The organism is Prevotella lacticifex (assembly GCF_019973375.1).
GTDB classification, from domain to species: Bacteria; Bacteroidota; Bacteroidia; order Bacteroidales; family Bacteroidaceae; genus Prevotella; species Prevotella lacticifex.
In genome coordinates, this window is record NZ_BPTV01000003.1 from 40,717 (window position 1) to 65,855 (window position 25,139).

Annotated in this window: 20 protein-coding genes and 1 tRNA gene; 6 read left to right on the forward strand and 15 right to left on the reverse strand. The window is 47.0% G+C overall.

The genetic code is table 11. The features are described 5' to 3' along the window. The first annotated feature begins 416 nt into the window (after window positions 1–416). Window positions 417–1,634, forward strand: a complete 1,218-nt coding sequence (locus LDN30_RS14070) for an ISL3 family transposase (RefSeq protein WP_223925404.1) — start codon at window positions 417–419, stop codon at window positions 1,632–1,634. Here LDN30_RS14070 and LDN30_RS14075 read toward each other — a convergent pair. Beyond that, window positions 1,596–1,994: a hypothetical protein gene (locus LDN30_RS14075; RefSeq protein ID WP_223929975.1), complete on the reverse strand. Its 399-nt coding sequence runs from the start codon at window positions 1,992–1,994 to the stop codon at window positions 1,596–1,598. The two genes, LDN30_RS14070 and LDN30_RS14075, sit on opposite strands and share 39 nt — an antisense overlap. Window positions 1,995–2,127: 133 nt before the next feature. Further along, complete coding sequence (locus LDN30_RS14080) at window positions 2,128–2,301, reverse strand: hypothetical protein (RefSeq protein WP_223929977.1); 174 nt, start codon at window positions 2,299–2,301, stop codon at window positions 2,128–2,130. Between the two features lie 303 nt (window positions 2,302–2,604). Between LDN30_RS14080 and LDN30_RS14085 the strand changes: the two genes are divergently transcribed. The 3 genes from LDN30_RS14085 to LDN30_RS14095 all read left to right on the forward strand — a co-directional run bounded on the left by LDN30_RS14085 (window position 2,605) and on the right by LDN30_RS14095 (window position 4,877). After that, the gene (locus LDN30_RS14085; protein ID WP_223929979.1) at window positions 2,605–3,561 is read left to right on the forward strand and encodes a carboxypeptidase-like regulatory domain-containing protein; all 957 of its coding nucleotides are present in this window, start codon (window positions 2,605–2,607) and stop codon (window positions 3,559–3,561) included. A gap of 3 nt (window positions 3,562–3,564) precedes the next feature. Next, window positions 3,565–4,179 (forward strand): radical SAM protein, encoded by a 615-nt coding sequence (locus tag LDN30_RS14090; RefSeq protein ID WP_223929981.1) that lies wholly within the window; start codon window positions 3,565–3,567, stop codon window positions 4,177–4,179. 212 nt (window positions 4,180–4,391) lie between these two features. Further along, window positions 4,392–4,877: a hypothetical protein gene (locus LDN30_RS14095; RefSeq protein WP_223929983.1), complete on the forward strand. Its 486-nt coding sequence runs from the start codon at window positions 4,392–4,394 to the stop codon at window positions 4,875–4,877. A 207-nt stretch (window positions 4,878–5,084) separates the two neighbouring features. On the opposite strand, the gene mnmE is transcribed toward LDN30_RS14095, so the two are convergent. From mnmE to LDN30_RS14125, 6 genes are all read right to left on the reverse strand, one after another. Further along, the gene (gene mnmE / locus LDN30_RS14100) at window positions 5,085–6,461 is read right to left on the reverse strand and encodes a tRNA uridine-5-carboxymethylaminomethyl(34) synthesis GTPase MnmE (protein ID WP_223929986.1); all 1,377 of its coding nucleotides are present in this window, start codon (window positions 6,459–6,461) and stop codon (window positions 5,085–5,087) included. 262 nt (window positions 6,462–6,723) lie between these two features. After that, the gene (locus LDN30_RS14105; RefSeq protein ID WP_223928202.1) at window positions 6,724–7,596 is read right to left on the reverse strand and encodes a nucleoside phosphorylase; all 873 of its coding nucleotides are present in this window, start codon (window positions 7,594–7,596) and stop codon (window positions 6,724–6,726) included. A gap of 83 nt (window positions 7,597–7,679) precedes the next feature. Further along, window positions 7,680–10,031: a bifunctional dihydroorotate dehydrogenase B NAD binding subunit/NADPH-dependent glutamate synthase gene (locus LDN30_RS14110; protein ID WP_223928203.1), complete on the reverse strand. Its 2,352-nt coding sequence runs from the start codon at window positions 10,029–10,031 to the stop codon at window positions 7,680–7,682. A gap of 231 nt (window positions 10,032–10,262) precedes the next feature. Further along, entirely contained in the window at window positions 10,263–11,552 is a 1,290-nt protein-coding gene (serS, locus tag LDN30_RS14115; protein ID WP_223928204.1) for a serine--tRNA ligase, read from the reverse strand. Window positions 11,553–11,582: 30 nt separating this feature from the next. After that, the gene (locus LDN30_RS14120; RefSeq protein WP_223929988.1) at window positions 11,583–13,106 is read right to left on the reverse strand and encodes a zinc ribbon domain-containing protein; all 1,524 of its coding nucleotides are present in this window, start codon (window positions 13,104–13,106) and stop codon (window positions 11,583–11,585) included. A gap of 50 nt (window positions 13,107–13,156) precedes the next feature. After that, complete coding sequence (locus tag LDN30_RS14125) at window positions 13,157–13,861, reverse strand: glycoside hydrolase family 25 protein (RefSeq protein ID WP_223929990.1); 705 nt, start codon at window positions 13,859–13,861, stop codon at window positions 13,157–13,159. A gap of 829 nt (window positions 13,862–14,690) precedes the next feature. Between LDN30_RS14125 and uxuA the strand changes: the two genes are divergently transcribed. Together uxuA and LDN30_RS14135 are read left to right on the forward strand one after the other, a co-directional pair. After that, window positions 14,691–15,956: a mannonate dehydratase gene (gene uxuA, locus LDN30_RS14130; RefSeq protein ID WP_223928207.1), complete on the forward strand. Its 1,266-nt coding sequence runs from the start codon at window positions 14,691–14,693 to the stop codon at window positions 15,954–15,956. 104 nt (window positions 15,957–16,060) lie between these two features. After that, window positions 16,061–17,647 (forward strand): mannitol dehydrogenase family protein, encoded by a 1,587-nt coding sequence (locus LDN30_RS14135; RefSeq protein WP_223929992.1) that lies wholly within the window; start codon window positions 16,061–16,063, stop codon window positions 17,645–17,647. Between the two features lie 70 nt (window positions 17,648–17,717). On the opposite strand, the gene LDN30_RS14140 is transcribed toward LDN30_RS14135, so the two are convergent. The 7 genes from LDN30_RS14140 to LDN30_RS14170 all read right to left on the reverse strand — a co-directional run bounded on the left by LDN30_RS14140 (window position 17,718) and on the right by LDN30_RS14170 (window position 24,921). Continuing rightward, on the reverse strand, window positions 17,718–18,596 hold the full coding sequence (locus LDN30_RS14140) for an alpha/beta hydrolase (protein ID WP_223929994.1): 879 nt from the start codon (window positions 18,594–18,596) through the stop codon (window positions 17,718–17,720). A gap of 469 nt (window positions 18,597–19,065) precedes the next feature. Next, window positions 19,066–19,138 (reverse strand) — tRNA-Lys (locus LDN30_RS14145). A 341-nt stretch (window positions 19,139–19,479) separates the two neighbouring features. Continuing rightward, a complete protein-coding gene (locus LDN30_RS14150) occupies window positions 19,480–20,901 on the reverse strand; it encodes an alanine/glycine:cation symporter family protein (protein WP_223929995.1) in 1,422 nt (473 codons plus the stop codon). Between the two features lie 396 nt (window positions 20,902–21,297). Continuing rightward, entirely contained in the window at window positions 21,298–22,275 is a 978-nt protein-coding gene (locus tag LDN30_RS14155) for an alpha/beta hydrolase (protein WP_223928211.1), read from the reverse strand. Next, window positions 22,276–22,842, reverse strand: a complete 567-nt coding sequence (locus tag LDN30_RS14160; RefSeq protein ID WP_223929997.1) for an NUDIX hydrolase — start codon at window positions 22,840–22,842, stop codon at window positions 22,276–22,278. A 21-nt stretch (window positions 22,843–22,863) separates the two neighbouring features. Next, window positions 22,864–24,270, reverse strand: a complete 1,407-nt coding sequence (locus LDN30_RS14165; RefSeq protein WP_223929999.1) for a rhamnogalacturonidase — start codon at window positions 24,268–24,270, stop codon at window positions 22,864–22,866. Between the two features lie 21 nt (window positions 24,271–24,291). Next, complete coding sequence (locus LDN30_RS14170) at window positions 24,292–24,921, reverse strand: MBL fold metallo-hydrolase (protein ID WP_223928214.1); 630 nt, start codon at window positions 24,919–24,921, stop codon at window positions 24,292–24,294. Window positions 24,922–25,139: the final 218 nt, after the last annotated feature.

Sequence of the window (25,139 nt, forward strand, 5' to 3'; positions counted from 1 at the left end):
CCCTTAAGTATGGAGAGAAATAAACTTTATTTGAATTGAAATTGACTTGCATACAACGTTTAATTACTTATTTACTACATGAAATCTCCACAAACGATTATTACGGTCGTTAAGATTGTATCGTTTATCCGACTTTACGGAATATTCAATATGATTAGAAGCCACAATGTAAGGTGCCGATGGAGAAAATGCATCCTCATATACTTCATAGAGTTCATTATAGCAGTTCTTCGGGCCATTAAGAGTCTTATTAGCTTCCTCTTTCCGTAATCCGCGAATCAAAATACCACCACCATAACCTTTATGGTTCTTCCGCTTTTCTCGTTGGTAGGACCGATTTTTGTAGGTCCTAAATACAAAAAGAAGCCTAATTCCGTTTATATATTTGTATTCACCACAAATCAAATATATAGCACATGGAACTAAGCTTCTTATATCATGGTTTCGGTATAGACCGCAGTTATCATTACCACGCTACTGAGTACAAAGATAACTCAATTATTCTAAAACTCAAAAGTATTCCAATAAAAAAAGTGACTTGCCCTCATTGTGGTTGTACTGAAGTTATACGGTATGGTGTTATTCACCGCATGATACACAACCTTCCTATAGGCAGCAAGAGGACGTTCCTTTATCTTACAGTCCAGAGATACCAGTGTAAGGCGTGTGGAAAGGTTCATCAGTCAGACATACCTTTCACCCGCGGAAATGTCAGTTATACATACAGATTTCAGCGTTATGTATTGGACTTGCTAAGGCTTGGTGGCACCATTACAGACGTTGCGAAGCATCTTGGCGTTGGCTGGGATATGGTAAAGGACATACACAAGGATTATCTCAAAAAGAAATATTCCCATCCTGACATATCAAAAGTAACGAAGATTGGAATAGATGAGTTTGCCGTCAGGAAGGGTCATGTATATAAGACCATCGTCGTAGACCTTGATACAGGACGGATAATACATGTGGGTGACGGCAAAGGAAGTGACTCTCTTACAGCGTTTTGGAAAAAGGTTAAGCGCAATAATATCAAGATAGAACTCGTTACCTCTGACATGTCTGCCGCCTACATTTCATCTGTGGCACAGAATGCTCCTCAGGCCAAGCATGTATATGACAAGTTCCATGTCGTAGAACTCGTCAACGACGCTGTTGACAAAGTTCGCCGCAGCGTATGGAATCAGGAAAATGACATAGAGAAGAGAAAGCTAATAAAGGGCACGAGATGGATGCTGCTGTCAAAGTCATTGGACAAGTTCGATGAGGAGTCAAGAAAACGTTTTGACAATATTCTGAATACGAACAAGCCTCTCTTTGAGGCATACTATCTGAAGGAGGACTTATGCCAAATATGGATGCAGAAAAGCAAGGCTGAAGGAGAAGAGCAACTTGAGTACTGGTGCGCCAGAGCAAGAGAAAGCAAACTGACGGCTATGATTAAAGTGGCTAATACGCTACTGGCGAAAAGAACTGGAATACTCGCATGGTATGACTGCAAAATGACCAATGCGGTTCTTGAGGGGACAAACAACAAGGTGAAAGTGTTGAAGAGGAAAGCGTTTGGTTACAGAGATGACGAATACTTCAAATTACTATTACTTGGCATGAAAGACGAGACAGTCAAAACTGAATAGACAGGCATACCTACCAACGGGAAAAGCGGAAGAACCACCTTTATCGGCATCACTATTAAAAGTCAGATCAATTCCGCTATTATGAAAGAACCATTGACCTTGTTTACAAGTACGTGGATATGTAACCTTTTTGTTCTCGTTATCATCCCTATAATCATCTATCTGAGAATCATAGTAATAGAACTCAATATCGGTAAAACGATAAAGTTCAGAACCTTTCTTTACGGCAAAGTTCTTTATAAGGCTGTTCGCTATAACTTTGAACAACTCATTACAATCAACATCATCACATTTAGGCACAACTTTCGAAAGGAACTCTCGCAGTTGCTCTGTTGTAGTAGCTAATTCATAATTTGGCATAATTTAAAGTCTTATTATTAATATCGTCGATAAAGGTATGAAAAGGATTTTGAGTTTCCAAATCTTTAGCCAACTTTTTGAAATCAAAAATTAAGCGCCAAAGAAAAATCATTCGAATTATCCGCATTGTGTCTCACCTCAGTTTCATGATCTCCTCGCATCCGTCAAACACGGTGAGGTCCTTGATGCCCGTCACGAGGGGCATGGACTGGCGGTTGAAGCGCACGAGGGCTGTGTGGGGATATTCCGCCGCAATGCGCTCAAAGGGAAAGCGGATGATGCCGGACGTGCCGTTCTCCAGCCTCATCTCACACCGCCAACATCCTCTCCGCATGGGATTCCCTCGACAACTCCGACCGTTACCGTCGCCTCTACCAACGCATCTTCGCCATAGAGTTCTCCATCCTCCGCATCGGTGAATATCCGATACCAAGCATCATCGACATTGTCAACAGCATACGTTTAGCAAAAGGCAACGGATTCGCTGAATGGAAAAACTCAGAAACTGTCAAATTCTTTGAAGACCATGGTTATAAAAATAAAAAGCAAGCTGGAGGCTACTTTTTCTAAGAAAAATTGTTATCTTTGCCATTGACTAATAATAATTAGTATGGATAGGGGTAGAAAAATTTGCGACGTACTGAAAGCTGTCAGAAAAAAGATTGCTGACATGAATGGCATCGCATACGAGCCAAGAGTTTGTCACTTCAAAGGACATTGCAGTGGATCATGTCCAGCATGCGAGACTGAAAGAAAATATATAGAGTCGGAATTGTCTTTACGCAAACGCATGGGAGAGGCTGTTTGTGTTACAGGTGTTGCCATTGGCATTTTGGCGACCCCATACAATGTATATGCCCAAACTCCGTCACCGTCTGTACCTATTGATAATGAAGTAATCGCAGCAGACTCTCTGCCAACAAGAGCACAAGTTACAATCAATGGATGTGTGAAAGATGCTGACGGAACCCCTATTGCTGGTGTAATTATTGTTGTAGGAAACAAACGCCCCGGCAGCATTACAGACATTGACGGAAACTTTTCTGTTACCTTTCCAAGGGATTCCACGCTACGATTGGAATATATTGGTTATAAAAACAAGGTCTATTCATTCAGCGAACTGGACTTGAAAGGCTTTAACACGCTTTGCCTAACGGAAGAAGACGATAATCTTTTAGGAGAAATGGTTGTAGTTACACCACAAAAGTCTAAAACAAAGAAGCGTCGCAAGAAAAAACAGGAAGGAAAAATGGTTGTTGAAAATAAAGATTTTGACACAGGGCCATTCTATCCTGGCGGCAACAGTGCCCTGCTACATTTTGTAGAACAAAATTTATGTGTACCTGAAACTTTACAAGGAGCATATCAGCAGCGCATAAATGTTTCTTTCTATGTGTTGGGTGATGGCAGTCTTGCCGATGTTAAAGTCATAACAATTTGTCCTCAAGAGATGAAAGAGGAAGTGTTACGACTTGTAAAAGCGATGCCTAAATGGAAGCCAGCCTTAAAAGACGGCAAGCCGACATGTGCGAAAATTATGATACCAATAGATATTATGCTAAAGTAACTTATGCCACCATTAGAAGCACCATTGATAGGAATTGACCGTCACCGCTTGGCTACAGACGGTGAAGGCATCACTACTCTCGTTGCATTTCATGAATGTCCACTTAGATGTGCATATTGCATAAACGCCCAATGCTTCAAAGAATCTCCAGAATGTAAGCTTACTGTTGATAAACTGATAGAACGCTTGATGCCTGACAATATTTATTTTTTGGCTACGGGTGGAGGAGTTACTTTTGGTGGTGGTGAGCCACTGCTGTACGCTGATTTTATAAGTGAGTTTACTCGAAAAATGCCAGAGGAATGGAAAATCACCATAGAATCTTCATTGAATGTACCGAACAAAAATATCTTTAAAGTTGCTCAATTTGCTGACCTTTTAGTGATTGACATCAAAGATATGGACGAGTTTATTTACAAGCAATACACAGGCAAGGACAACTCTTTTGTATTAGCCAATCTCAAATGGCTTGTAGACAATGGGTATGCAGATAAGACCATTATCAGAATTCCGCTCATAAAAAACTACAACAATAGAAGCAATCAAATCAAAAGCAGGGAAATTCTCGAAAGCATTGGCTTTTCTCGCTTTGACATCTTCCGTTATGTTATAAAATAATCTTGGCTTTTCCCCATACAAATGCTTCCGTACTTTCGCAGTATGGAAGCATTTTCACACTTTGATTTTTCATTATATAACGAGATTGATTCTTCTAAGAAAACGACCTCAAACATTTGCTCGTTAAGAAAAAAGTACGCAAGTTCAACCTTGCCGTGTTAAAAGTGAGCAGCACTGTCGTTGACGAGATCACGATCAAGTGTCTGCCAAATATGTCTTTTTTCGCAGCCAGGAACATGGTGAACTGCTCGTTGGGACCAATCGATGAGGCGCGAGACTGGATGCGCCGCCACACGATGCCCTTGATAGACCCAAGGACACTGATGTCCAACTATGCGGGGCGCAAGATGATGGTAGATGTCAGAATAAAGAAGTACATTCTTGACTTCATCCATCGTGCCGACTACAACATCACTGATGTAAGCGTTGAGAAAAAGGTTGAGCCCATTCCGGCCGATTTCAGAGACTTTCTTATGAACGATGGTGACCTTTCGAAAGAGGACAAGAAGAAGTCCAAGCCGTCGGTCATGCCGCCAGCCCTGACAGATCTTTGCACCATGCTCTATGATGTCATCGGCAAACCACTTGAGGGCAAGACGACACCACCATCAATCCGGCGAGGATACACTTTACCATCACCAAACGCCTCAAGAGGAAGCTCTCGCGTGAAGACTTTGAAAGCATCAAGACAAAAGTGAAGTACTTCAACATCACAATCACGATAGACAACATCGGCCTGTATTATTGCAAGGACGCTGAACACAGATATTATAGGGAGATAAGCAGATACGATTTTCCAGTATCCGCACTGCATTGATGGCAAGGTCAGACTGCACTATAAAAGGAACTGATAGGGATTGTCTAAGCGACAATCCCTTTTTTCGTACATTAAAGCCAAAGAGAAGCTATTTGCCTATGCAAAAATTTTTGAATATGAAATTCAGGGTTTCCTGACTTTCTATTCTGTCCTGCCCTGTGATGGAGGCGAGGTCGTCAATGACAAGCTTGAGGTCCTCTGCCAGCAAATCGGCTGATATGCCGGCAGAAAGTTTGTCGATGACTGCCGACAGGTGGTCGTGAGCCTTCATGAGGATAGTATAGTGGCGTGCGCTTGAGACGACAACGTCGGCAGATGTGGTCTCTGCCAGGCTGAGGCTATTGTAAATGGCATCCTCCAATTGTTGGATGCCGTTGCCTTTCTTTGCAGATATTTTTATTATCGTTGTAGTTGGTGTGGAAGATGCTATGAAGGAGCATGTGGCTTGCGATGCGTCTTTATCGATATCAGTCTTGTTGACGACTATTATGAGGTGTTTGTCTTTGCATCGATTTTGTATGTCGTTGAGTTCCTCCGGTGTCGGCATTCCGTCGATGACCCACAGGACAACCATTGCCCTGTTAATTGTAGATAATGCCCGGTCGATGCCAATGCGCTCTATGGTGTCGTCGGTCTTCCTCAGCCCTGCGGTATCAATGAAACGGAAGAGCAGCCCGTTGATGGTCGTAGTGTCTTCTATGATGTCCCTTGTCGTGCCATGTACGTCTGAGACTATCGCCCTGTCTTCATGTAGCAATGCGTTGAGCAGTGTCGACTTTCCGACATTCGTCTTTCCGACGATAGCCACGGGTATTCCGTTTTTCACGGCGTTTCCCGTCTTGAAGCTGTCGGCAAGGTTAAGGATGTGGTTGTCGATTTCGTGTGCCAAAGTGTCGAGCTCCCTTCTGTCGGCAAACTCCAGCTCTTCATGGTCGGAGAAATCGAGTTCAAGCTCAAGCAGAGATGTTAGTTTCAAGAGTTGCTCCCTGAGATTGTCAAGTTCTTTACTAAAATGCCCTTTCAGCTGACTTATAGCCAAATCGTGCTGCGCCTTATTCGTAGAAGCGATAAGGTCAGCGACAGCCTCAGCCTGCGACAAGTCCATTTTCCCATTAAGATATGCTCGCCGAGTATATTCACCAGGTTCTGCTGGACGCGCACCATGAGCCTCGAGAAGTATCAGAATCTGCTGGACGATATAGGCTGAACCATGACAAGATATTTCGATACTATCTTCGCCAGTGTAACTATGGGGAGCTCGATATACAGCAATAATGACGTCATCAACTACGCAACGGTCATCATCCATAATCTCACCATAGTGGAGAGTGTTAGCCTTTGCTGTGGCAATATCCCGTGAGAATATTGTGTCAGCAATAGATATTGCGTCAGGACCACTGAGCCTTATTACGCAAATAGCTCCGCCTACTGGAGTCGCGAGAGCTGAAATAGTATCTTTCTTCATTTATCAGAGATTAAATCTACTACGAGACTTATTGTTAATTAATTTCAGAACATCCAGTCTTTAGTATGGAAGAAATCCATTTCCATTATAGAATTTATTTCCACCATGACAACATTAGTAATGCGTCTCAAGGCTGGTTGATTGTTAATCGACAGAGTGCAGGGTGGGGCATAGCGCCCCAACACCTACACTAAAATATTGTCGGCCAAAACCATGACCCTGGAAAAAGCGGGACAAACGATTTAAGCCACTTTATCAAGAATTAAATTCTGTCAAGAACCATCCGAATCAGACCGTCAATTGTCGACTTATAGCCGGTATTTGCCCGATGAGCCCTACGGTTGGCGATGACCATACAACACGTGGTTGCAGAATGTCCCATAAGCGTAGCGAGTCCGGCGAGTGCAGACGATTCCATTTCGAAATTGGTTATTTTCAGCCCTTTATACTCAAAGTTCTCAATCTTTTGATTAAGGTTTGGATCAGCCAATGGCAAACGTAGCTGTCGTCCTTGTGGTCCGAAGAATCCTCCACAAGCAATGGTCACGCCCCTCACCATATCGTTACCGGCAATACGGTCGGTGAGAACCGGGTCCTCGGTAGCCACGTAAGGATTGCCCAACTGCGGATTCCATTCTACCTGTCGTTTAAATTCTTTTTCGAAGTCAAGGTCAGACGCTTCGTTGCGCCCTGCGTAGAAGTTGAGCAGACCGTCGAATCCTATGCTCTTTACGCTGGCTATGTATGTTCCTTCCGGTGTCTCAGGCTGCAGCCCACCACATGTACCTACACGTACGAGTGTAAGCTTACGATGTTCGGCTTTCTCAGTACGTGTTTCGAAGTCAATATTTGCCAAGGCATCGAGTTCGTTCATGACGATATCGATATTATCGCATCCAATGCCCGTCGATTGAGCCATAATGCGCTTTCCCCGGTATTTGCCTGTGATAGAGTGGAACTCGCGGCTCTGAACCTCACTCTCGACAGAGTCGAAATGAGAGGCAACAAGGGCTACTCTCCCCGGGTCTCCAACAAGAATAATTTTATCGGCCAGATGCTTTGGTTTTACATGAAGATGGAAAATAGAGCCATCGTCGTTGATTATCAGTTCAGAAGGTGGAAATTGTTGTGCCATGTCATTCAGATATTTATTGGTAAGATATTATATTTCCCGACGAAGCCGTCCATGAGTCGGCATCGCCGGGACTGATTAATGAATCACTTTGAAGACAGTTTTGCATCCATAGCGGCTGCTGCTCTCCGTCCGTCGCCCATAGCGAGGATTACGGTTGCGCCTCCACGAACGATGTCGCCTCCGGCAAAGATATCCGGCTGTGAACTCTGCATGTTGTCGTCGACAACGATGGTGTTCTTTCTTCCAAGCTCGAGGCCTTTTATACTCTTTGGTACGAGAGGATTTGGCGACACGCCTATGGCAACGATGACTTGATCGCATTCTACGGTTTCCGTTTTTCCTGTGGCCACCGGACGCCGTCTTCCACTGCTGTCGGGCTCGCCGAGCTCCATGACATCGAGCACTGCCGCACGTACGCGTCCTTCATCGTCAGCAAGATACTCTTTCGGATTGTGAAGAGTAAGGAAGCGAATTTCCTCCTCCTTGGCATGTTTCACCTCTTCAAGTCGTGCCGGCATCTCAGCCTCAGAGCGACGGTACACGAGAGTGACATCGGCACCAAGGCGTTTTGCTGTACGACAAGAGTCCATGGCAGTATTGCCGCCACCCACGACTACGACTTTCTTACCTATATTAATAGGTGTATCGGTGGCAGGATTGGCGGCGTCCATGAGATTTACACGAGTGAGATACTCGTTGGACGACATCACGTTGATAAAGTTCTCTCCAGGAATATTCATGAAGTTAGGCAGTCCGGCTCCGGAGCCGACGAATATGCCCTTAAATCCCTTTTCCTCAAGCTGACTTACAGATATTGTCTTTCCGACAATGGTATCGGTAAGGAAATGGACACCCATGCGGCGGAGGTTATCAACTTCAACGTCGACAATCTTATTTGGAAGCCTGAATTCGGGTATTCCGTATTTAAGCACACCGCCAATCTCGTGGAGAGCCTCAAAGACATACACTTCGTATCCTTTCTTCACCATGTCGCCGGCGAAAGAAAGTCCAGAAGGTCCCGATCCTACTACAGCGACCTTGATGCCGTTGCCCGGTGCCACCTTTGGAAGAACCGCCTTACCGCTCTCACGCTCATAGTCGGCGGCGAAACGTTCGAGATAGCCGATAGCCACAGCAGGTTCATTCATCTTCAGGTGGATGCACTTGCTCTCGCACTGTTTTTCCTGTGGACATACACGCCCGCAGACAGCCGGCAGTGCCGATGTCATCTTGAGCACCTCAGCAGCTCCCAAGAAATTGCCCCGTTCAATATTCTTTATAAAGTCTGGGATGTGGATATTAACCGGACAGCCCTCAACACAAGACGGTTTTGCACAGTCGAGGCAACGGTGAGCCTCACGCACAGCCATCTCCGGTGTGAGTCCTTTATTCACCTCCTCAGTACGTGTCGTTGCTCTATAAACAGGGTCGAGTTCCGGCATCTTAACCCTTTCAATAGCTGTCCGCTCCTTAGGTTTCATTGCCTTGCGCAATTCTACGCGCCATGGAGCGTTGCGGTCAGTGAGGTCGTCAGCGGAAACCTCCTCAGGAGCTGACTCGCTGTCGGCAGACTTAACATCAGCAGTTGCCGGTTTCTGTCCTTCATCGGCAGGAATATGTTCAGCATAGTGTTCAATTTCCTCCTTTTCACATCTTTTAAATGTGCTCATTCGCTTGAGCATCTCGTCCCAGTCGACAAGATCACCGTTGAATTCCGGTCCGTCGATGCATACGAAACGTGTTTTTCCACCGATAGTTAGACGGCAGGCACCACACATACCGGTACCGTCAACCATAATCGTGTTGAGCGACACCGTATTGGCGATTCCGTATTTCTGAGCCAGAAGTGAAGTAAACTTCATCATCATTGGGGGACCGATGGCAATGACCCGGTCAACATGCTCGCGTTTTATAACCTGTTCAACTCCTACCGTGACTACGCCCTTACTGCCATAAGAGCCGTCGTCGGTCATGATTATCACCTCATCGGAGTTCTGCCGGACATCATCCTCCATTATAATCAGTTCCTTCGTTCTTCCCGCAAGCACCGATACCACTTTATTACCGGCTTTCTTCAGTGCTGTGAGTATTGGCAGAATAGCAGCAATACCTATACCACCACCTGCGCATACTACAGTTCCGAATTTCTCTATTGGTGACGGATTGCCAAGTGGTCCGACGATGTCGAGCACATAATCGCCCGCATCCAAGCGGCAGAGTTTCGTCGATGAAAGCCCGACTTCCTGGACAACAAGTGTTAGAGTACCCTTCACGGTATCGCTCTTGGCAATAGTATATGGCACCCGCTCACTGTTTTTGTCTACACGTACGATGATGAACTGTCCCGGACGACAGCTACGGGCGATGAGAGGTGCTTCCACCGTGAGGCAAAAGACTTTCTCGGAGAATTGTTGTTTTGATAGAATCTTGTTCATTGTTTGGCAGTTCTTGGTTAGGTTAAAAAAAGAGCAGCGCCGCATGGCAGCGTCAGCATTTGTATAAAGAGGGTGGGGCAGAGCTTGTCTCTTCTTGTCTTACTGTTTGTTTGTGACCGCAAAGATATGTAGTTCGCAGGTGCAGCTGACAAAGAGGAATCGCATAAACAAAGGGGAATATGCGGCACAGTAGCTGCTAAAGTACTGTGCTGCATATTGTCGATTGTTTGTTTACATCTTGTCGTCGAGCATCTCGAAACCGCAATACGGTACGAGCACCTTAGGCACACGGATGCCCTCAGGTGTCTGGTTGTTCTCGATAATAGTGGCCACAATACGCGGCAGAGCAAGAGCAGAGCCGTTGAGGGTGTGGCAGAGTTCAATCTTCTTAGTATCGTTACGACGGAAACGGCAGTGCAGACGATTGGCCTGATAGCTCTCGAAGTTGGATACCGACGAGACCTCAAGCCAGCGTTTCTGAGCTGCTGAGTATGTCTCGAAGTCGACACAGATAGACGACGTAAAGCTCATATCGCCGCCACAGAGCAGCAGTAGATGGTAAGGCAGCTCCAACTTCTTCAAGAGTCCCTCCACATGGTCGAGCATTTCGTGCCAAGAAGCATAGGAGTGCTCCGGAGTGTCGACACGTACGATTTCGACTTTATCGAACTGATGCAGACGGTTCAGTCCACGTACATCCTTTCCGTACGAACCAGCCTCACGGCGGAAGCAAGCCGAATATGCGCAATACTTCAGCGGGAGCTGTTTCTCGTCGAGGATTTCATTGCGGAACAAGTTCGTTACCGGCACCTCGGCAGTAGGGATAAGATAAAGGTCGTCGACATTAGCGTGGTACATCTGTCCCTCTTTGTCGGGGAGCTGTCCGGTGCCATAGCCCGAGGCCTGATTAACGACGTAAGGAGGCTGAATCTCTGTATAGCCAGCCTTTCGTGCCTCATCGAGGAAGAAAGCCTCAAGAGCGCGCTGGAATCGGGCCATCTTACCTATATATACAGGGAAGCCTGCACCGGTAATCTTCACGCCAAGGTCGAAATCGACGAGGTTGAACTTCTTCAACAGATCCCAGTGACAAAGAGCATCATCGCCCAACTTAGGCAGATTGGTGACATCTTCCTTAATAACCACATTGCTCGACGCATCCTTACCCTCCGGAACTTTGTCGTTAGGAATATTTGGAATATCGAGCAACTCGTTTGTCATATCGCTCTGAGCCTTGTCCATGACCTCCGTCAGAGCCTTGTCGGCGGCCTTCAGTTCAGCCACCTGGTCTTTCACCTTAGCAGCCTCATCGCGCTTGCCCTCTTTCATTAGTCCGCCAATCTGCTTGGAGAGGCGGTTCTGCTCGGCTTTATTGGCGTCGAGTTTCTGCTGCGACTCACGGCGAATCTTATCGTACTCCAGTACTTTCTCAATTGCCTCGCGGGCACCGGCGAAGTGTTTCTTCTCCAGTCCCTTAATTACCTTTTCAGTGTCCTCACTGATTTGCTTTAGTGTAAGCATAACCGATGATTTTTTATTATGTTGTTTTTATTATTTTTTCTTTCCCGAACTCTTCGTATCCGAATTCGACTTTTTCTTGTTCGTCGCCGTCGATTTCTTCTCTTTCGTCGACGATTTCTTCACGTCTTTAGCAGGTTTCTTGTCCGTGCTCTCCGATTTCTTTTCGGTAGCTGCGGGTTTCTTCTCAATGGCGCTCACTCCGTCGGCCTGCTTTATAAGTCTTATGGCTGTGATGTGCCCTGAACCGTCGATTTTGGCCTGAATGTTATACCCGGCCTGGACATTATTGCCCGATGTGTAGTTAACCGACAAGCGGGCCGGCATTGTCAGTGAGTATTTTGCTGATGCACCGTTGCCCACTTTCGTAACCTTGGCAGCATCGGCATCATCGACGTGCCAGTTAAGGCGCTCGGCGTTTTTGTAAATAATTGCCATATAGTTCACGGCCTCACTGTTGTCGACCGACGATTTCTCATTAAAGAATTCGAGATGCGACGCGAAACAGTTCTTGACCCTGTCGGCATTATGCGCATTGATGGCTACGAGGAAAGAGCGTATGGCACTGACAGCCTTCCGCTTATCATCGCCTGATGCCGGCATGTCCATAGTCATCTTAACCGAGTCGACAGCTTCGGGCGCATGCCGGCCGTTCTGGTGCAACGACAGATAATTGGCGAAATCATGGGTCTGCAGAGCGGCTTTCCAGTCGAGTTCGTCAATCATCGCCATAGCCTCCTGCCGGTGCTCCGACTTCGGGTTCTGAGCGAGATACTGGCGCAGCGCATTAGCGTCGTTCGACGATTTTACTTTCTCCCATTCAGGATCTGATGCCGCAATCGCATTGAGTAGAGCCATCACTGAGTCGCGATGTTCCTGCGGTGCATCACTGTAGGTGTCAAGATACGATTTAAGGATATTCGGATCCCTGCTCTCTATAGCCTGCAGATACTCACTGTTTTCATTGTCCTGCTTGGCGTTACTGTATAGAAAAAGAACTACAAGACAGATAACAGCAGCTACGATGAGCGAAATTATCAGAGACCGACGGTTGACCTTTGAAGTACCAGCGGGCTTTTTGGGGCTATCACCAGCCTTATTGCTGTCTAAAGGATGTGCCTCAGCCATGCCGCTGTCGGTCAGCGGACGCACCGGCTCTTTGTCACCGCTCGTGGCATTCGTCAGGGGCACAGCACTGATAGGCTCTTCGTCAGCAGAGTCACCGGGCATCACGGGCTCGGCCGAAACCTCTTGCGTTTTCTGCCTGCTCTCCTTCGCGGCAATCTCATTCTCTTCCTCCGCGATGGCCTGCTCCTCAGCAAGAGCATCCTCACTGCTGTCGGCCGAAGACGGCTCATGTGCGACAGACGACCTGCTGTCATTAACCGTGGCAAGCAAGCTATGATGACAGTTGGGACAGATGCCATCACTGATAAAGTGAATCTCGCCACAATTAGGGCAGCGGACAATCTTCCCTGCTATCTCCACTCCGCAGCTCGGACATACCGGAGCCTTGTCGGAAATCTGATGACCACATTCAGGACATTTGATTATCATGGTGCTTAATTATATTATTCGATTCTCAAAAATTTTTCATCCCACCGACTTCAATGTCGGAATCTTATCTCCCTCATACTATGCCGGCCCATAAGACGCGACTTGTCAACGTAGCCGGTGACACCATTGATACGTCCTTTCGATGTGTACTGCCACGCAAAGACATCGCGACCGTCACGGAGCACCGGTTTTTGACTGTTATACTTGGCAATGAAGAGTTTATATCCTCCCAACTGATTGGTCAGATAACTATTGTAGAAACTCTCATAGGTGTATATAAGAGGTTTCTGCCTGTACTCCCTCTCGAGCAGACGCAGAAATTTATGGAGCGAGTCGCAGAGCTCGGCACGGCCCAGTCCTCCGGTCGTCTCGATATCGACCATCGGCACGAGGTCCTGATCCTGCGGACGGCATTGGGTGCGGAAGTTGCGCACTTGCTCAGCCTGTGGCTTCGTGGGACGGTAGAAGTGGTAGGAACCGACCTTCAGCCCATAACGGCGCGCCAGGGTAATGTTCTCAAGATAACGCCTGTCGATATTATCACCACCCTCACTGGCCTTGAGGTATACATAGTACATCTTACTGTTGGCACCTACAGTCTCCCACCACACGTTGCCCTGATAATGGCTCATATCAAGGCCGTGGATATGGTTGCAGGTATCCTCACATTGTATGTAATACTGCGCACTTGCACTGAGCGCGCAGGACACGAATAATATTATAGCTGAAAATATTCTTCTAATGTTCGTTTTCATAATTTGCAAAGGTACTGCAAAATGCAGACAAAACAAAATAAAAAAACATTTTTTAAGTTGAAGATTTACAGCTCTTTCATTTAATTATTGACTGTCATGGCATAATGGACGCAAAATATAGGCTTTTCACGAGGAAGTTTATTTATTGTAATCTTCTGATAGCCAACAAACTAACCGCTACCTAAAGATGATGGATCAGGTTTAGGTACTTCCCATATATCTCTCCGGTTGAAGGCCTCTTGGCGAATTCTATGGATGCATAGATTAATCGATGGCATGGCGCTCTATCAGCCATCCTCATGACTCAGTAACAGCAACGCTACAACAAACCAATATTGAAATATATTTACACGATTCCCAAACGGTCCATTTGGGCTTCCCAAACGGTCCATTTCGGCTCGCCAAATGGACCGTTTCGCGTCCTAAAACGAACCGTTTTACAACGCAAAATAGCATGTATTAGTAACCGTCTGAGAATCAATGATATACAAAGACAAATGAAGGACCGGTAAAATATGAATTACTTTTACATTATATTTCACCATTCTATTGTCGCTCCTCGCTTCTCCAAAAATAGTGTTCGCTATTGAAGAATCATATTGATGACAAGTGCCTTGATGTCGCCACAACCCACAAAAAGATTAAGCACACCACAAAAAACATGAGACATGGCTTTGAAAATTGACACGACCCTTTCAAATATGTTTTCATTTGTGTCATTTTAGTTTTTTTAATTCATTTAGTCACACATAGTATATCATTATTACTATCTTTGCAATAGCTAAACTAAAAGGCTGATAAATCAAGAACAAAACTAATCAATAAATCAATGGAAAAGACATGGAGATGGTTTGGCAAGAACGATAAGATTACACTTGCCATGCTGAAACAAATCGGAGTTGAAGGCATCGTTACAGCTCTTCACGATGTCCCGCTCGGGGAGGTGTGGACACGCGAGAAAATTCACGATCTTAAAACGTATATCGAGGGCTACGGTATGCGCTGGTCTGTTGTCGAGTCGCTGCCGGTGACGGAAACAATAAAATATGGTGGTCCTGACCGCGACAGCCAGATTGAAATTTACAAGCAGAGTCTGCGCAACCTCGCTGCTGAGGGAATTCACACCGTATGCTACAATTTCATGCCGGTACTCGACTGGGCTCGCACCGATCTGCTTCATCTCAACCCCAACGGCACCTACAACCTCTACTTCAGTATCCCGGAGTTCGCCTATTTCGACATCTATATCCTAAAACGTGACGGCGCGCGCGACGACTGGGCGAAGTTCCAGGTGCTCGGTCCCGACGGCAAACCCAACGGACGCGACATTCTCAAGGAGGTCGACAAACTACGTGAGACGATGACTCCCGAGGCTGAGCACCAGCTTGTCGAGAATATTGTCATTAAGACTCAGGGATTTGTCAGCGGCAACTTCCGTGAGGACGATGAGCACCCAATAGAACTCTTCCGTCAGCTCCTCGCATTATATAAAGGTATCGGCCGCGATGAACTGCGGGCCAACATGAAGTACTTCCTCGAGGCAATTATGCCGGTGTGCAACGAGTGCAGCATGTATATGTGTGTCCATCCCGACGATCCTCCATTCCAGATTCTCGGATTGCCGCGCATCGTAACAAGCGATGCCGATATCGACTGGTTCCTCCATGCCGTCGACGATCCCCACAACGGTCTCACTTTCTGCGCTGGAAGTCTGTCGGCAGGGGCTCAGAACAACGTCGTGGAACTGGCACGCAAGTACGCTTCACGCACATGGTTTGTGCACCTGCGCTCATGCCACGTTTTCGACAACGGCGATTTCACCGAAGCAAGCCATCTCGGTGGACGTGCCGATATCATCGAACTGGCACGAATCTTCGAAAAGGAAGAGATGAGACGAGCCGAAGATCCAGTTATCGAGCATCTCCCGATGCGTGTTGACCATGGAATGACAATGCTCGGCGACGAGGCCAGAGGCTACAACGCAGGATACTCTTTCCTCGGACGTATGTTCGCTATGGGACAGGTACAGGGAATCATAGCTACCGTAGACCGCGAGTTGGGAAAGCCGTTCCATCAGCCTGGATTCTTTGATTAACGAAAACCGGTAACTGCCTTATGGAAAGCATAATATAGTTACATCATGAATATATAGAATAAGCATTCCTTTGGGCACATAATATAACTTACACATAGAAAAAAATGAAACTTACAGACATACTGAAAAAAGATTTCAATAGGGCAGAGTGGGAGACCAAAGGCTATGAACTTCCTAAGTTCGACATTGCCGCAGTACGTCAGAAGACGCACGATAATCCCACATGGGTACACTTTGGTGGCGGAAACATCTTCCGCGCCTTTCCGGCTGCCATATTGCAGGACGTGCTGAACACCGGAAAATACGACCGTGGTGTTATCGTGGCCGAGACATTCGACTATGAGGTTATCGACAAAGCCTACCGTCCCTACGACAACCTGTCGCTGCTGGTAAGCCTGCAGTCGGCGGGAACAGTAGAGAAGAAAGTAATAGCATCGGTCACTGAATCGCTGAAAGCCGACATGCAATCAGACGACTGGAGCCGTCTCGTCGAGATATTCCGCAATCCCTCGCTTGAGATGATTTCCTTCACTATCACCGAGAAAGGCTACAGTTACAACGATGCCGACCTCGCCCGTGGCATGGAGCCCGTCTTCGCAATGGGCAAGGTGTGTGCTCTTCTTTACGAGCGTTTCAAGGCCGGACAACTGCCGTTAACCGTTCAGAGCATGGACAACTGCTCCCACAATGGCGATAAGGTGAAAGCCGGGGTTATGGCCTATGCCGGGAGGTGGGCCAACGACGGCCTGGTGCCTGCGGCCTTTCTGGACTATCTCAAAGATGAGAGCAAGATAACCTTCCCTTGGTCGATGATAGACAAAATTACGCCACGTCCACATGAGAAAGTCAAGGAGTTGCTCGCCGCCGACGGGTTTGACGACAACAACTATATTGAGACTGCCCGTCACACTTTCACAGCACCATTCGTCAACTCAGAGGAGACACAGTATCTCGTCGTCGAGGATCACTACACCAACGGGCGTCCGCCACTCAATCTCGGCGGGGTTATCTACACTACGCGCGACACCGTAGACAAGGTGGAGACAATGAAAGTCACTACCTGCCTTAATCCGCTCCATACGGCTATGGCTATCTTCGGTTGTCTGTTAGGATACGACCTCATTTCTGCCGAGATTCGTGATGAAGACATTAGGGCTCTCGTACAGAAAATAGGATATATCGAGGCTATGCCAGTAGTCACCGACCCCGGAATCCTCAATCCATACGAGTTTATCGGTGCATTCATCAACAAACGGCTGCCAAATCCGTTTATGCCCGACACTCCACAGCGTATTGCAAGCGACACAAGTCAGAAACTGTCCATCCGCTTTGGCGAGACTATAAAGAAGTATATCACACGACATCTCGACATGTCAAATCTTGTGCTCATTCCTCTCGTTCTCGCCGCTTATTCACGCTATTTGAAGGGCATCGATGATGAGGGCAACGCCTTCGCGCCATCTCCCGATCCCATGCTTGAAGAGTTGCAGACCATCGTAGCTCCACTGAAGGTGGGCAGCAGCGATAACGACTTCAGCTGTCTGAGGAATCTTTACAGTCGCAAGGACATCTTCGGAGTCGATCTCTATGAGGCCGGACTCGGTGGTCGTATTGAGGAAATGGTCCGTGAACTCTTCGCCGGAAAGGGCGCTGTAAGGGCTACACTGCACAAGTATGCTCTCGCGAGATAAACGAACAACCGAATAGTTAAAAAGGCTGACTCTATCGTAGAGCCAGCCTTTTTAATTCAAATTGGATTTCCTACTTCAACTTAAACTTCATATCGTCAAGCCAAACACCTAAATCATGAAGTAGTTGGTCATGATATTTAAACTTTAACTTAAAGCCAAATCCATGGCCTCCGTCATTATATTCAATTATCCTCACAGGGACTTTTTTACGCTTCAGTGCCTTATAATACGCCACAGCATTCGATGCCGGCGGAACCGCTTTGTCGTTCTTGGCATAGAAGATGATAGCCGGTGGAGTGACACCTTCCTCCACATGACGCTCATTGGAGAACTCCTTAAGCGCAGCCCTGTTGGTCGAATCCTTACCAAGGAAACATTTCAAGGAGCCCTTATGCGTCTTACCAACAAACGTTATAACTGGATAAAAAAGAATCTGAAAGTCAGGACGCACCCCAGCGGCGGCGTGGGTAGCCACCGTCGATGCCAGATGTCCACCGGCCGATGATCCCATAATACCTACTCCTTTGGGGTTGATATTCCACACCCTTGCGCTGTCCCGTACCATCTTTATCGCTGCCTCAGCATCTGAGATTGGCCTACTGCGGTCGCCATCGGGCAGACGGTAGATAAGTGTAAAGTAGGCCATACCATGCGACGTGAAGTATGAAGCCCAGTCGGTACCCTCATGGGCAACGGCGAGATGAGAATAGCCACCACCCGGCAGTGCTACTACAGCCGGTACTGGACCGCTTGTGGAACTCGGGAAAAAAGCATACATATAGGCTCCACCATTGCCGACGTTGTAAGTTTTCGATTTGACTTCAGCACTGGAAGTATCAGCTTTTACAGCATTTCGGTCAACTTGCGAGTCTACAGACAGCGATTGAGCTGAAGCCACAGTGCACAATGCCGTCAGCAAGACAGATAGAAAGAGATTAGATTTTTTCATACAAGTTTGTTTTTGATTTGTCTTTTAGTGGTGCAAAAATACTATTTTTTATCGGAATCTACAAGTTATATTTATCAGAAACTTTCTCGGTTCGAAGTGCAAAAATACTATTTTTTATCTGAAACTACAAGACATGTGGCATTTAATCTTTCACGCAGTATGCTTGCGATTGTAGATTACGCTAACATTTTCAGCGCTCATGGTTTAACAAACTTTAAGCTTCGACGGGAAAAATCATGACCATTTTAACGTTATCAGTAACATAGATCCATGTTACTGGTAATACCGACCGATAACATGAGATTCCAATCCCGTCCTATTCTTTACAATTCTTTCCAATCGAAGCGATTCAACATTAGCTCATTAAACCCTATGGTAACATCTTGTTTTTCAAGTACTTCAACTAATTGTTAATCGGTTAGAAACAAAAAAAACTCTCCAATATCGGAGAGTTTGTAAACATTATTCGTGACTCGCATGGGGTTCGAACCCATGACCCCAACATTAAAAGTGTTGTGCTCTACCAACTGAGCTAGCGAGTCTAAACCAGACTTAGCTTCTGAAAGGGAATCCTTTTCTTGTTAAGCGAGTGCAAAGGTACAACATTTTTCCGTCTTTCCCAAATAAAATCAAGACTTTTTCATTTTTTGACGGAAATTTTATTCTTTGGCGGGTGAAAGAGTCCGGCTTACCAGCCTACTCATTATATAAAAAACATCTTATGCCATCGAGAGAACAGATGAATCCATGTGAACCTCAACATAACATCTATATCAAACGAACAAGGATCTTGATTTCTCAACAGTATACGAAACATATGTGTTTATATTTCGCGCACATGCATGTAACTCTGACTATGACGCCATACTCTGCCGGTGGGTCTTCACTCCCAACACTCAATATTTTCCTGAATTTCAGACATCTGAGAGCGATGAAACTCGGGACTCTTTACGCCATTCCGCTTCTGATGCTGATAATCGGTGAGGAGGGAAAAGACCTGATGGCGGAGGCGAACGATAGCCACAATATTGACAATTGTCACACAACCCATGAACAGGTCACCGATGCTCCACACCAGATCGAGGGAGGCGATAGCACCGAAAAAGACCATCACGGCACCGTTCATTATCCGCAGCAGAAAGAGCCAACGGCGGTCGGAGGTAAGGAACTTCACGTTCATCTCACCATAGGTGTAGTTTCCGATGATACTGCTGAAGGCAAACATCAGTATTGCCAGTGCCACGAAGATGGTGCCCACCGACCCCACCTCGTGCTGGAGGGCTGACTGGGTGAGCTGGATTCCGTTAAGACTCGTATTAGTGAAGACACCACTGATGAGAATGATGAAGGCTGTGCAAGAGCAGACCAGCAGCGTGTCGGTGAATACGCCAAGAGCCTGAACGAGACCCTGTTTTACCGGATGCGTGACATCAGCCGAGGCGGCAATGTTTGGGGCCGAGCCTTCACCGGCCTCATTGGAAAAGAGACCCCGTTTGATGCCGTTCATCATCGTGATACCTATAAATCCTCCAGCGAACTGTTGCAGACCGAAAGCATTCTCAACAATCAGTTTAATAACTTTAGGTATAAGACTGATATTCATACCAATGACTACTACCGCGAGAATGAAATAAAGCACAGCCATGACAGGAACGAGAATGCTGCTGACCTTGGCTATGCGCTGAATGCCCCCAAAGACACATGCCGTGGAGAGGACAACGAGAATGATGCCCATAGCCCAAGCCGGAATGCCGAAAGCATTATTCATCGCACCACAGATGGTATTACTCTGAATACTGATGTAAGCCAGACAGAAGGTCATGGTGATGAGAACGGCGAAGAGTCGTGCAAACCGCGTAGAATGGAGACCATATTTAATATAATAGGCTGGACCGCCAATATATGTGCCTTTGCCATGCCGTTTGTAGAGTTGCGCAAGAGTCGACTCGGCGAACGCCGTGGCCGCTCCGAGCAATGCTATTGTCCACATCCAGAACACAGCACCTGGGCCGCCGACGGCAATAGCTGTAGCTACACCAGCAAGATTGCCCGTGCCAACCCTCGAGGCTATGCTCACTGCGAAAGCCTCAAAAGATGAGATATGCTTGCTGCCGTCCTTTTTAGTACCGTCGCCGAGAAGCCGAATCATCTCCGGCAACATACGGATCTGTACGAATCGCGTCTTAAACGAGAACAACAGTGCACAGCCAATGAGCAGTGCCAATACGATGTAGGTCCACAGAATGTTGTTGACACTTGTCAATGACTGATTGAGAAATCCGTCGGCTGAAAATATTCCTTCCATAATCTTTTTTTGTCAGACCCTATAGTCCCCGCATTATTTCTGTTATCAAAGCAGCTTCCAAAGGCAGTGCTGATAGCTAATCCGCCGAAATTCAACAGCCACAAGTAATCAGTGAACGCATCAATAGCACAACCACCGAGAAGTTACAGACATATACCTTTGACCATGTTGCTCCCTCGCTTGTCATTGCCGGAATTGCTATTGCTACATCCATTGAGATTCACAATGCAGTTGTCTGCCGATTACCAAATCGACGTTAGGGCTATACTTTCTTCTATTTTTGATGCAAAAGTACAAATAATTTTTATAAAAAGGAACAATTCTGATACAATATAACTCCAATTACTAAATAATTTACAATTTCATCCGTTCTTGTTCAACTTACATTCTGCTATCTCAATGCATATATTTGTTGACGAAAGAGCTTACGCAACGGGCATATTCTCCGGGATGCTTGTCGTAGCTGCGGGCATGACGTGCGTCGGTAGCCACCCAAAGGCATTTTGGTGCAGGCTTAGCTTTGTAGAGTTCGTAGACCATCGCCGTCGGAACGAACGTGTCGTGGTCGCCATGAATAAGCAGCATCGGTCTTTGGCATTTTGCCACCTGCCGTATTGGAGATGCCTGACCGAATGACCATCCGTAACGCAACCGACAGAGCGCTGACGTGGAATACATCAGTGGGAAATCGGGTAGGGCGAACCGCTCCTTCAACTGAAGGCTAAATTCATCCCATGCACTGGTATATCCACAGTCCTCTACAAAACAGCGCACATTATAAGGTAATGGATCACCCGACAGGCACATAACCGTGGCGGCACCCATCGACACCCCATGGACGACGATATTTGGGACCATCCGCTTACCCTCAGCCTTTTCACAGCCAAAGATATCCGTAGCTACAGCTATCCATTGCCTCACGTCCTTGCAGTCCTTCCAGCCCATCTGCTGCTCCTGACCATCGCTACGCCCGTTGCCGTGGAGGTCGGGGAGCATGATTCCGTAGCCCATCTTATAGTATATATGCGCTATCGGCAGCATCGAGATGTAATCGTCGGTATATCCATGAACGAGCACGGCAACCTTATGATTGAACTTTTTCCTGTTGTTTGGCCATAGGTAGACGGCATGGTGGCGGTCACCGTCGGCGGCAATGACGAAGGTGTCTCTCAGTGCGTGGGACGCTCGAAGACTGTCGAGCCACAGGCTGTCACCAGGACAACGGTGCTTCATCAGTTTCCACATATATGCCTCATTGCGTCCCTTGTTGTGCGATGGCAGTAGCGAATAGCTGAGCATATAGAAACTACCTCCCACCACAATGATGACGAACAGCACAATGATGGCCAATAATGGTTTAAGTAATTTCTTCATCTACCTCTCTATTACATTCATTAAGAAGTACTTATACAGTGGAGCAACCATCATTGCCTGATGAAATTCACCTTGCATCAGCATGTCGAAGACTTCCTTCTTCGATTTGAGCAGAACCTCCAAGTCCTCCGTGGCATCAAGATGCTGCCCTTCGGTCTTGGTCACCCCCTCAGCCAAAAAGCAGTGGCAGCGGTTGTTCATAGTACTGGAGTTTGGTGCTATTGTCATCAGCTCCGTCCACACACCGCCGGTAAAGCCCGTCTCCTCAGCCAACTCGCGCTGTGCGGCTGCCAACGGTTGTTCGCCTTTCTCGATGACTCCGGCCGGAATCTCCGATGAAATCTCACCAATGGCTTGTCGCCACTGCCGCTCAATAATCATCTGTCCGTCGTCGGTAATGGATACCATATTAACCCAGTCAGGGTATTCAAGCACATAATATTCGTCATAAACGTTGCCGTTTGGCAGTTCGACAGAGTCGCGACGGGCAGTAAGCCACGGCCGCCGCACTATATATTCGCTCGACAGCGTCCGCCATGCCTTTATTCCATTCTTTTCATTCGTCATTCTCTTTTCGTCTTATAAAAATCACAAGCTCTTGCCGTCAACGCTCATATTGGTCACATCATCAGTGACGATAGCCTCCCGCCCATCAGGGCGAAGGAGCGAGAAAACGACATTGCGCAACACCAGACCATCAACGTGGCGGGCATATAGGCCATAGGCCGGCGTAGGTCCCGCCCACCGCGGTTCAGGATAATTCGTTCCCTGCTCCCTATAAACTTTACCCAAAGTCCAAGGTTTGCCACCACCTCTATATTCTATTCTTATGTCGCTCAAGGAGATATTGCGCAGCGGATGCTGTGGCATTCCGGTACAGATTATTCCACACAGACTGTCACAGTCGAGCGCACACACATTATTTATTGATATATTGCCGCCATAGCTGACATCAGTCCGCTCCTTCGGTCCACGGTTGCGGCATCCCGTGGTGATGTAAATGGGGTAGTGGTGGACGTGATTCATGGTTATATTGCTGACCGTGATATTCTCCATCCGCCCCTGGTCGACCTCTTCGAAAGCCAATCCTGAGGAATACTCCATTGTGCATCCCGTAATAGTGATGTTGCGATAGCCACCATTGCTCTCCGTTCCAAGCTTTATTCGTCCGCACACCCAATTGACCGCCTCGGGAATTTTCTCACCCGACAGCAGTGTGCCGAGCTTATAACCGGTCACGGTACAGCCATAGATATTGATATTTTCGGAAGCCACAGGTCTTTGCAGAGCGTAGCTCGACTTAATGACTAAGGCATCGTCGTTGGGGGTATTGATGAGGCATCCGCTAACATTGACAAACCGGCAGCAGTCGATGTCGATTCCATCGCGGTTGGTGTCGATGGTCACATTATTTATATATCCCCTCTCACACCCCGTGATGATTATCGCGAAATGGCCGCCTTTAGTTATGGTAATGCCCTCGATGGCAATATTCTTACAGTTCTTCAGGGCTATAGCCTTGTCGGCCTGACCTATGCTTCCGCCCTGAACAATCCCGGCTTTCTCGGTATCTCTCTTCGTCAGAGCACTGCCGTCGATGATTCCCCGACCGGTTACGGCCACATTCACCTTTCCGTCGGCCCATATCAACGAGTTATGAAAGAACGTGTGACCACCGTCCTGATATTGCGGTCCGTCGAAAACCTCACTTTTGTCATACGCCGCCCTGTCGGCCGTAGCCACGATGCGCGCACCAGCCTCGAGCCGCAATTCGATATTATTGTCGAGATGAATGCTCCCACAAAGATACGTTCCGGCGGGCAATATCACCGTGCCACCACCTTGCTCCTCAGCCTTGGCGATTGCAATGTTTATATATTTGGAATCCAAGCACTTGCCGTCGCCCTTAGCTCCGTAGTCGCGCACGTTGTAGGTGGCGGCTCTGCAGAGAACAGCTGTCAGCAGACAGATAAGTATAAGAGATACTTTCTTCATGTCGGGTTTCGTTAGCAAACATCACTGCTCAGGCTGAAGGGTAATGACCTCGTCGGGAACATCATCGGAGTCGATAATGATATTTGATGTCTTGAGCCGCTTCACATTTTTAATATCTCTCATAACGTCAGCGATAGATTCCTGAACATCGTAGCCGGTGGAACCCTCACGGAAGTGCATGAGAACCGTCAGACATGGATGTTTGAGATGCTTGATAATCTCAGCGGCCTCCTTCGAGTTGATGGTGAAATAGCCCGCACATGGCATAAGCACGACATCGGCACGCGAGAGCTGCGCATATTCGTCCTCATCTGGCAGGCGACCAATGTCGCCAAGATGGGCTATTGTCAAACCCGGCATTGTGATGAATGTAATATCCGACAGTCCGCGGTGGGTACCATTATGATGGTCGTGGGGTACGGTAATCTTTCTGATGTCGAAATTCAGCTTTCTGCCAGAGGTTTTCACTCTGTGGGCTGCATTATGGTCGCCGTGGCTATGCGAACAGCTCACGGCATCGGCAGTCAAGTCACTGGGCAACTGGAGTCCGGGTACGCTCCCGTTCTCATAAGGATCAAAGACTATTGATGAGCCACAGGCCTCAACTTTGAAGCAACTGTGACCATAGTAAGTAATGACAGCTTTCGACATAGTGCTAAATTTTAGGATTTAAGTAATTCGATTTTCTAAATACAAAGATACAAAATTTTTCGACGAAATCCAAATTTTTCTTCATTTTTCTTATTTTTTTACTCTGTATCAAGTAGTTACAAAGGCAGGAAAATCTACGCTTTACAACTAAATGTCAGCAGCCCCTCACCGATTGCCCGTTCTCCACCGGTTCCGGCAACATCAGCGATGGTGGAGTT

Excerpts from the sequence above, each read along its gene's own strand:
- LDN30_RS14070 (WP_223925404.1), top strand. The coding sequence starts at position 417 with ATGGAACTAAGCTTCTTATATCATGGTTTCGGTATAGACCGCAGTTAT.
- LDN30_RS14075 (WP_223929975.1), bottom strand. The coding sequence starts at position 1,994 with ATGCCAAATTATGAATTAGCTACTACAACAGAGCAACTGCGAGAGTTC.
- LDN30_RS14080 (WP_223929977.1), bottom strand. The coding sequence starts at position 2,301 with ATGAGGCTGGAGAACGGCACGTCCGGCATCATCCGCTTTCCCTTTGAG.
- LDN30_RS14085 (WP_223929979.1), top strand. The coding sequence starts at position 2,605 with ATGGATAGGGGTAGAAAAATTTGCGACGTACTGAAAGCTGTCAGAAAA.
- LDN30_RS14090 (WP_223929981.1), top strand. The coding sequence starts at position 3,565 with ATGCCACCATTAGAAGCACCATTGATAGGAATTGACCGTCACCGCTTG.
- LDN30_RS14095 (WP_223929983.1), top strand. The coding sequence starts at position 4,392 with ATGTCTTTTTTCGCAGCCAGGAACATGGTGAACTGCTCGTTGGGACCA.
- mnmE (WP_223929986.1), bottom strand. The coding sequence starts at position 6,461 with ATGAAGAAAGATACTATTTCAGCTCTCGCGACTCCAGTAGGCGGAGCT.
- LDN30_RS14105 (WP_223928202.1), bottom strand. The coding sequence starts at position 7,596 with ATGGCACAACAATTTCCACCTTCTGAACTGATAATCAACGACGATGGC.
- LDN30_RS14110 (WP_223928203.1), bottom strand. The coding sequence starts at position 10,031 with ATGAACAAGATTCTATCAAAACAACAATTCTCCGAGAAAGTCTTTTGC.
- serS (WP_223928204.1), bottom strand. The coding sequence starts at position 11,552 with ATGCTTACACTAAAGCAAATCAGTGAGGACACTGAAAAGGTAATTAAG.
- LDN30_RS14120 (WP_223929988.1), bottom strand. The coding sequence starts at position 13,106 with ATGATAATCAAATGTCCTGAATGTGGTCATCAGATTTCCGACAAGGCT.
- LDN30_RS14125 (WP_223929990.1), bottom strand. The coding sequence starts at position 13,861 with ATGAAAACGAACATTAGAAGAATATTTTCAGCTATAATATTATTCGTG.
- uxuA (WP_223928207.1), top strand. The coding sequence starts at position 14,691 with ATGGAAAAGACATGGAGATGGTTTGGCAAGAACGATAAGATTACACTT.
- LDN30_RS14135 (WP_223929992.1), top strand. The coding sequence starts at position 16,061 with ATGAAACTTACAGACATACTGAAAAAAGATTTCAATAGGGCAGAGTGG.
- LDN30_RS14140 (WP_223929994.1), bottom strand. The coding sequence starts at position 18,596 with ATGAAAAAATCTAATCTCTTTCTATCTGTCTTGCTGACGGCATTGTGC.
- LDN30_RS14150 (WP_223929995.1), bottom strand. The coding sequence starts at position 20,901 with ATGGAAGGAATATTTTCAGCCGACGGATTTCTCAATCAGTCATTGACA.
- LDN30_RS14155 (WP_223928211.1), bottom strand. The coding sequence starts at position 22,275 with ATGAAGAAATTACTTAAACCATTATTGGCCATCATTGTGCTGTTCGTC.
- LDN30_RS14160 (WP_223929997.1), bottom strand. The coding sequence starts at position 22,842 with ATGACGAATGAAAAGAATGGAATAAAGGCATGGCGGACGCTGTCGAGC.
- LDN30_RS14165 (WP_223929999.1), bottom strand. The coding sequence starts at position 24,270 with ATGAAGAAAGTATCTCTTATACTTATCTGTCTGCTGACAGCTGTTCTC.
- LDN30_RS14170 (WP_223928214.1), bottom strand. The coding sequence starts at position 24,921 with ATGTCGAAAGCTGTCATTACTTACTATGGTCACAGTTGCTTCAAAGTT.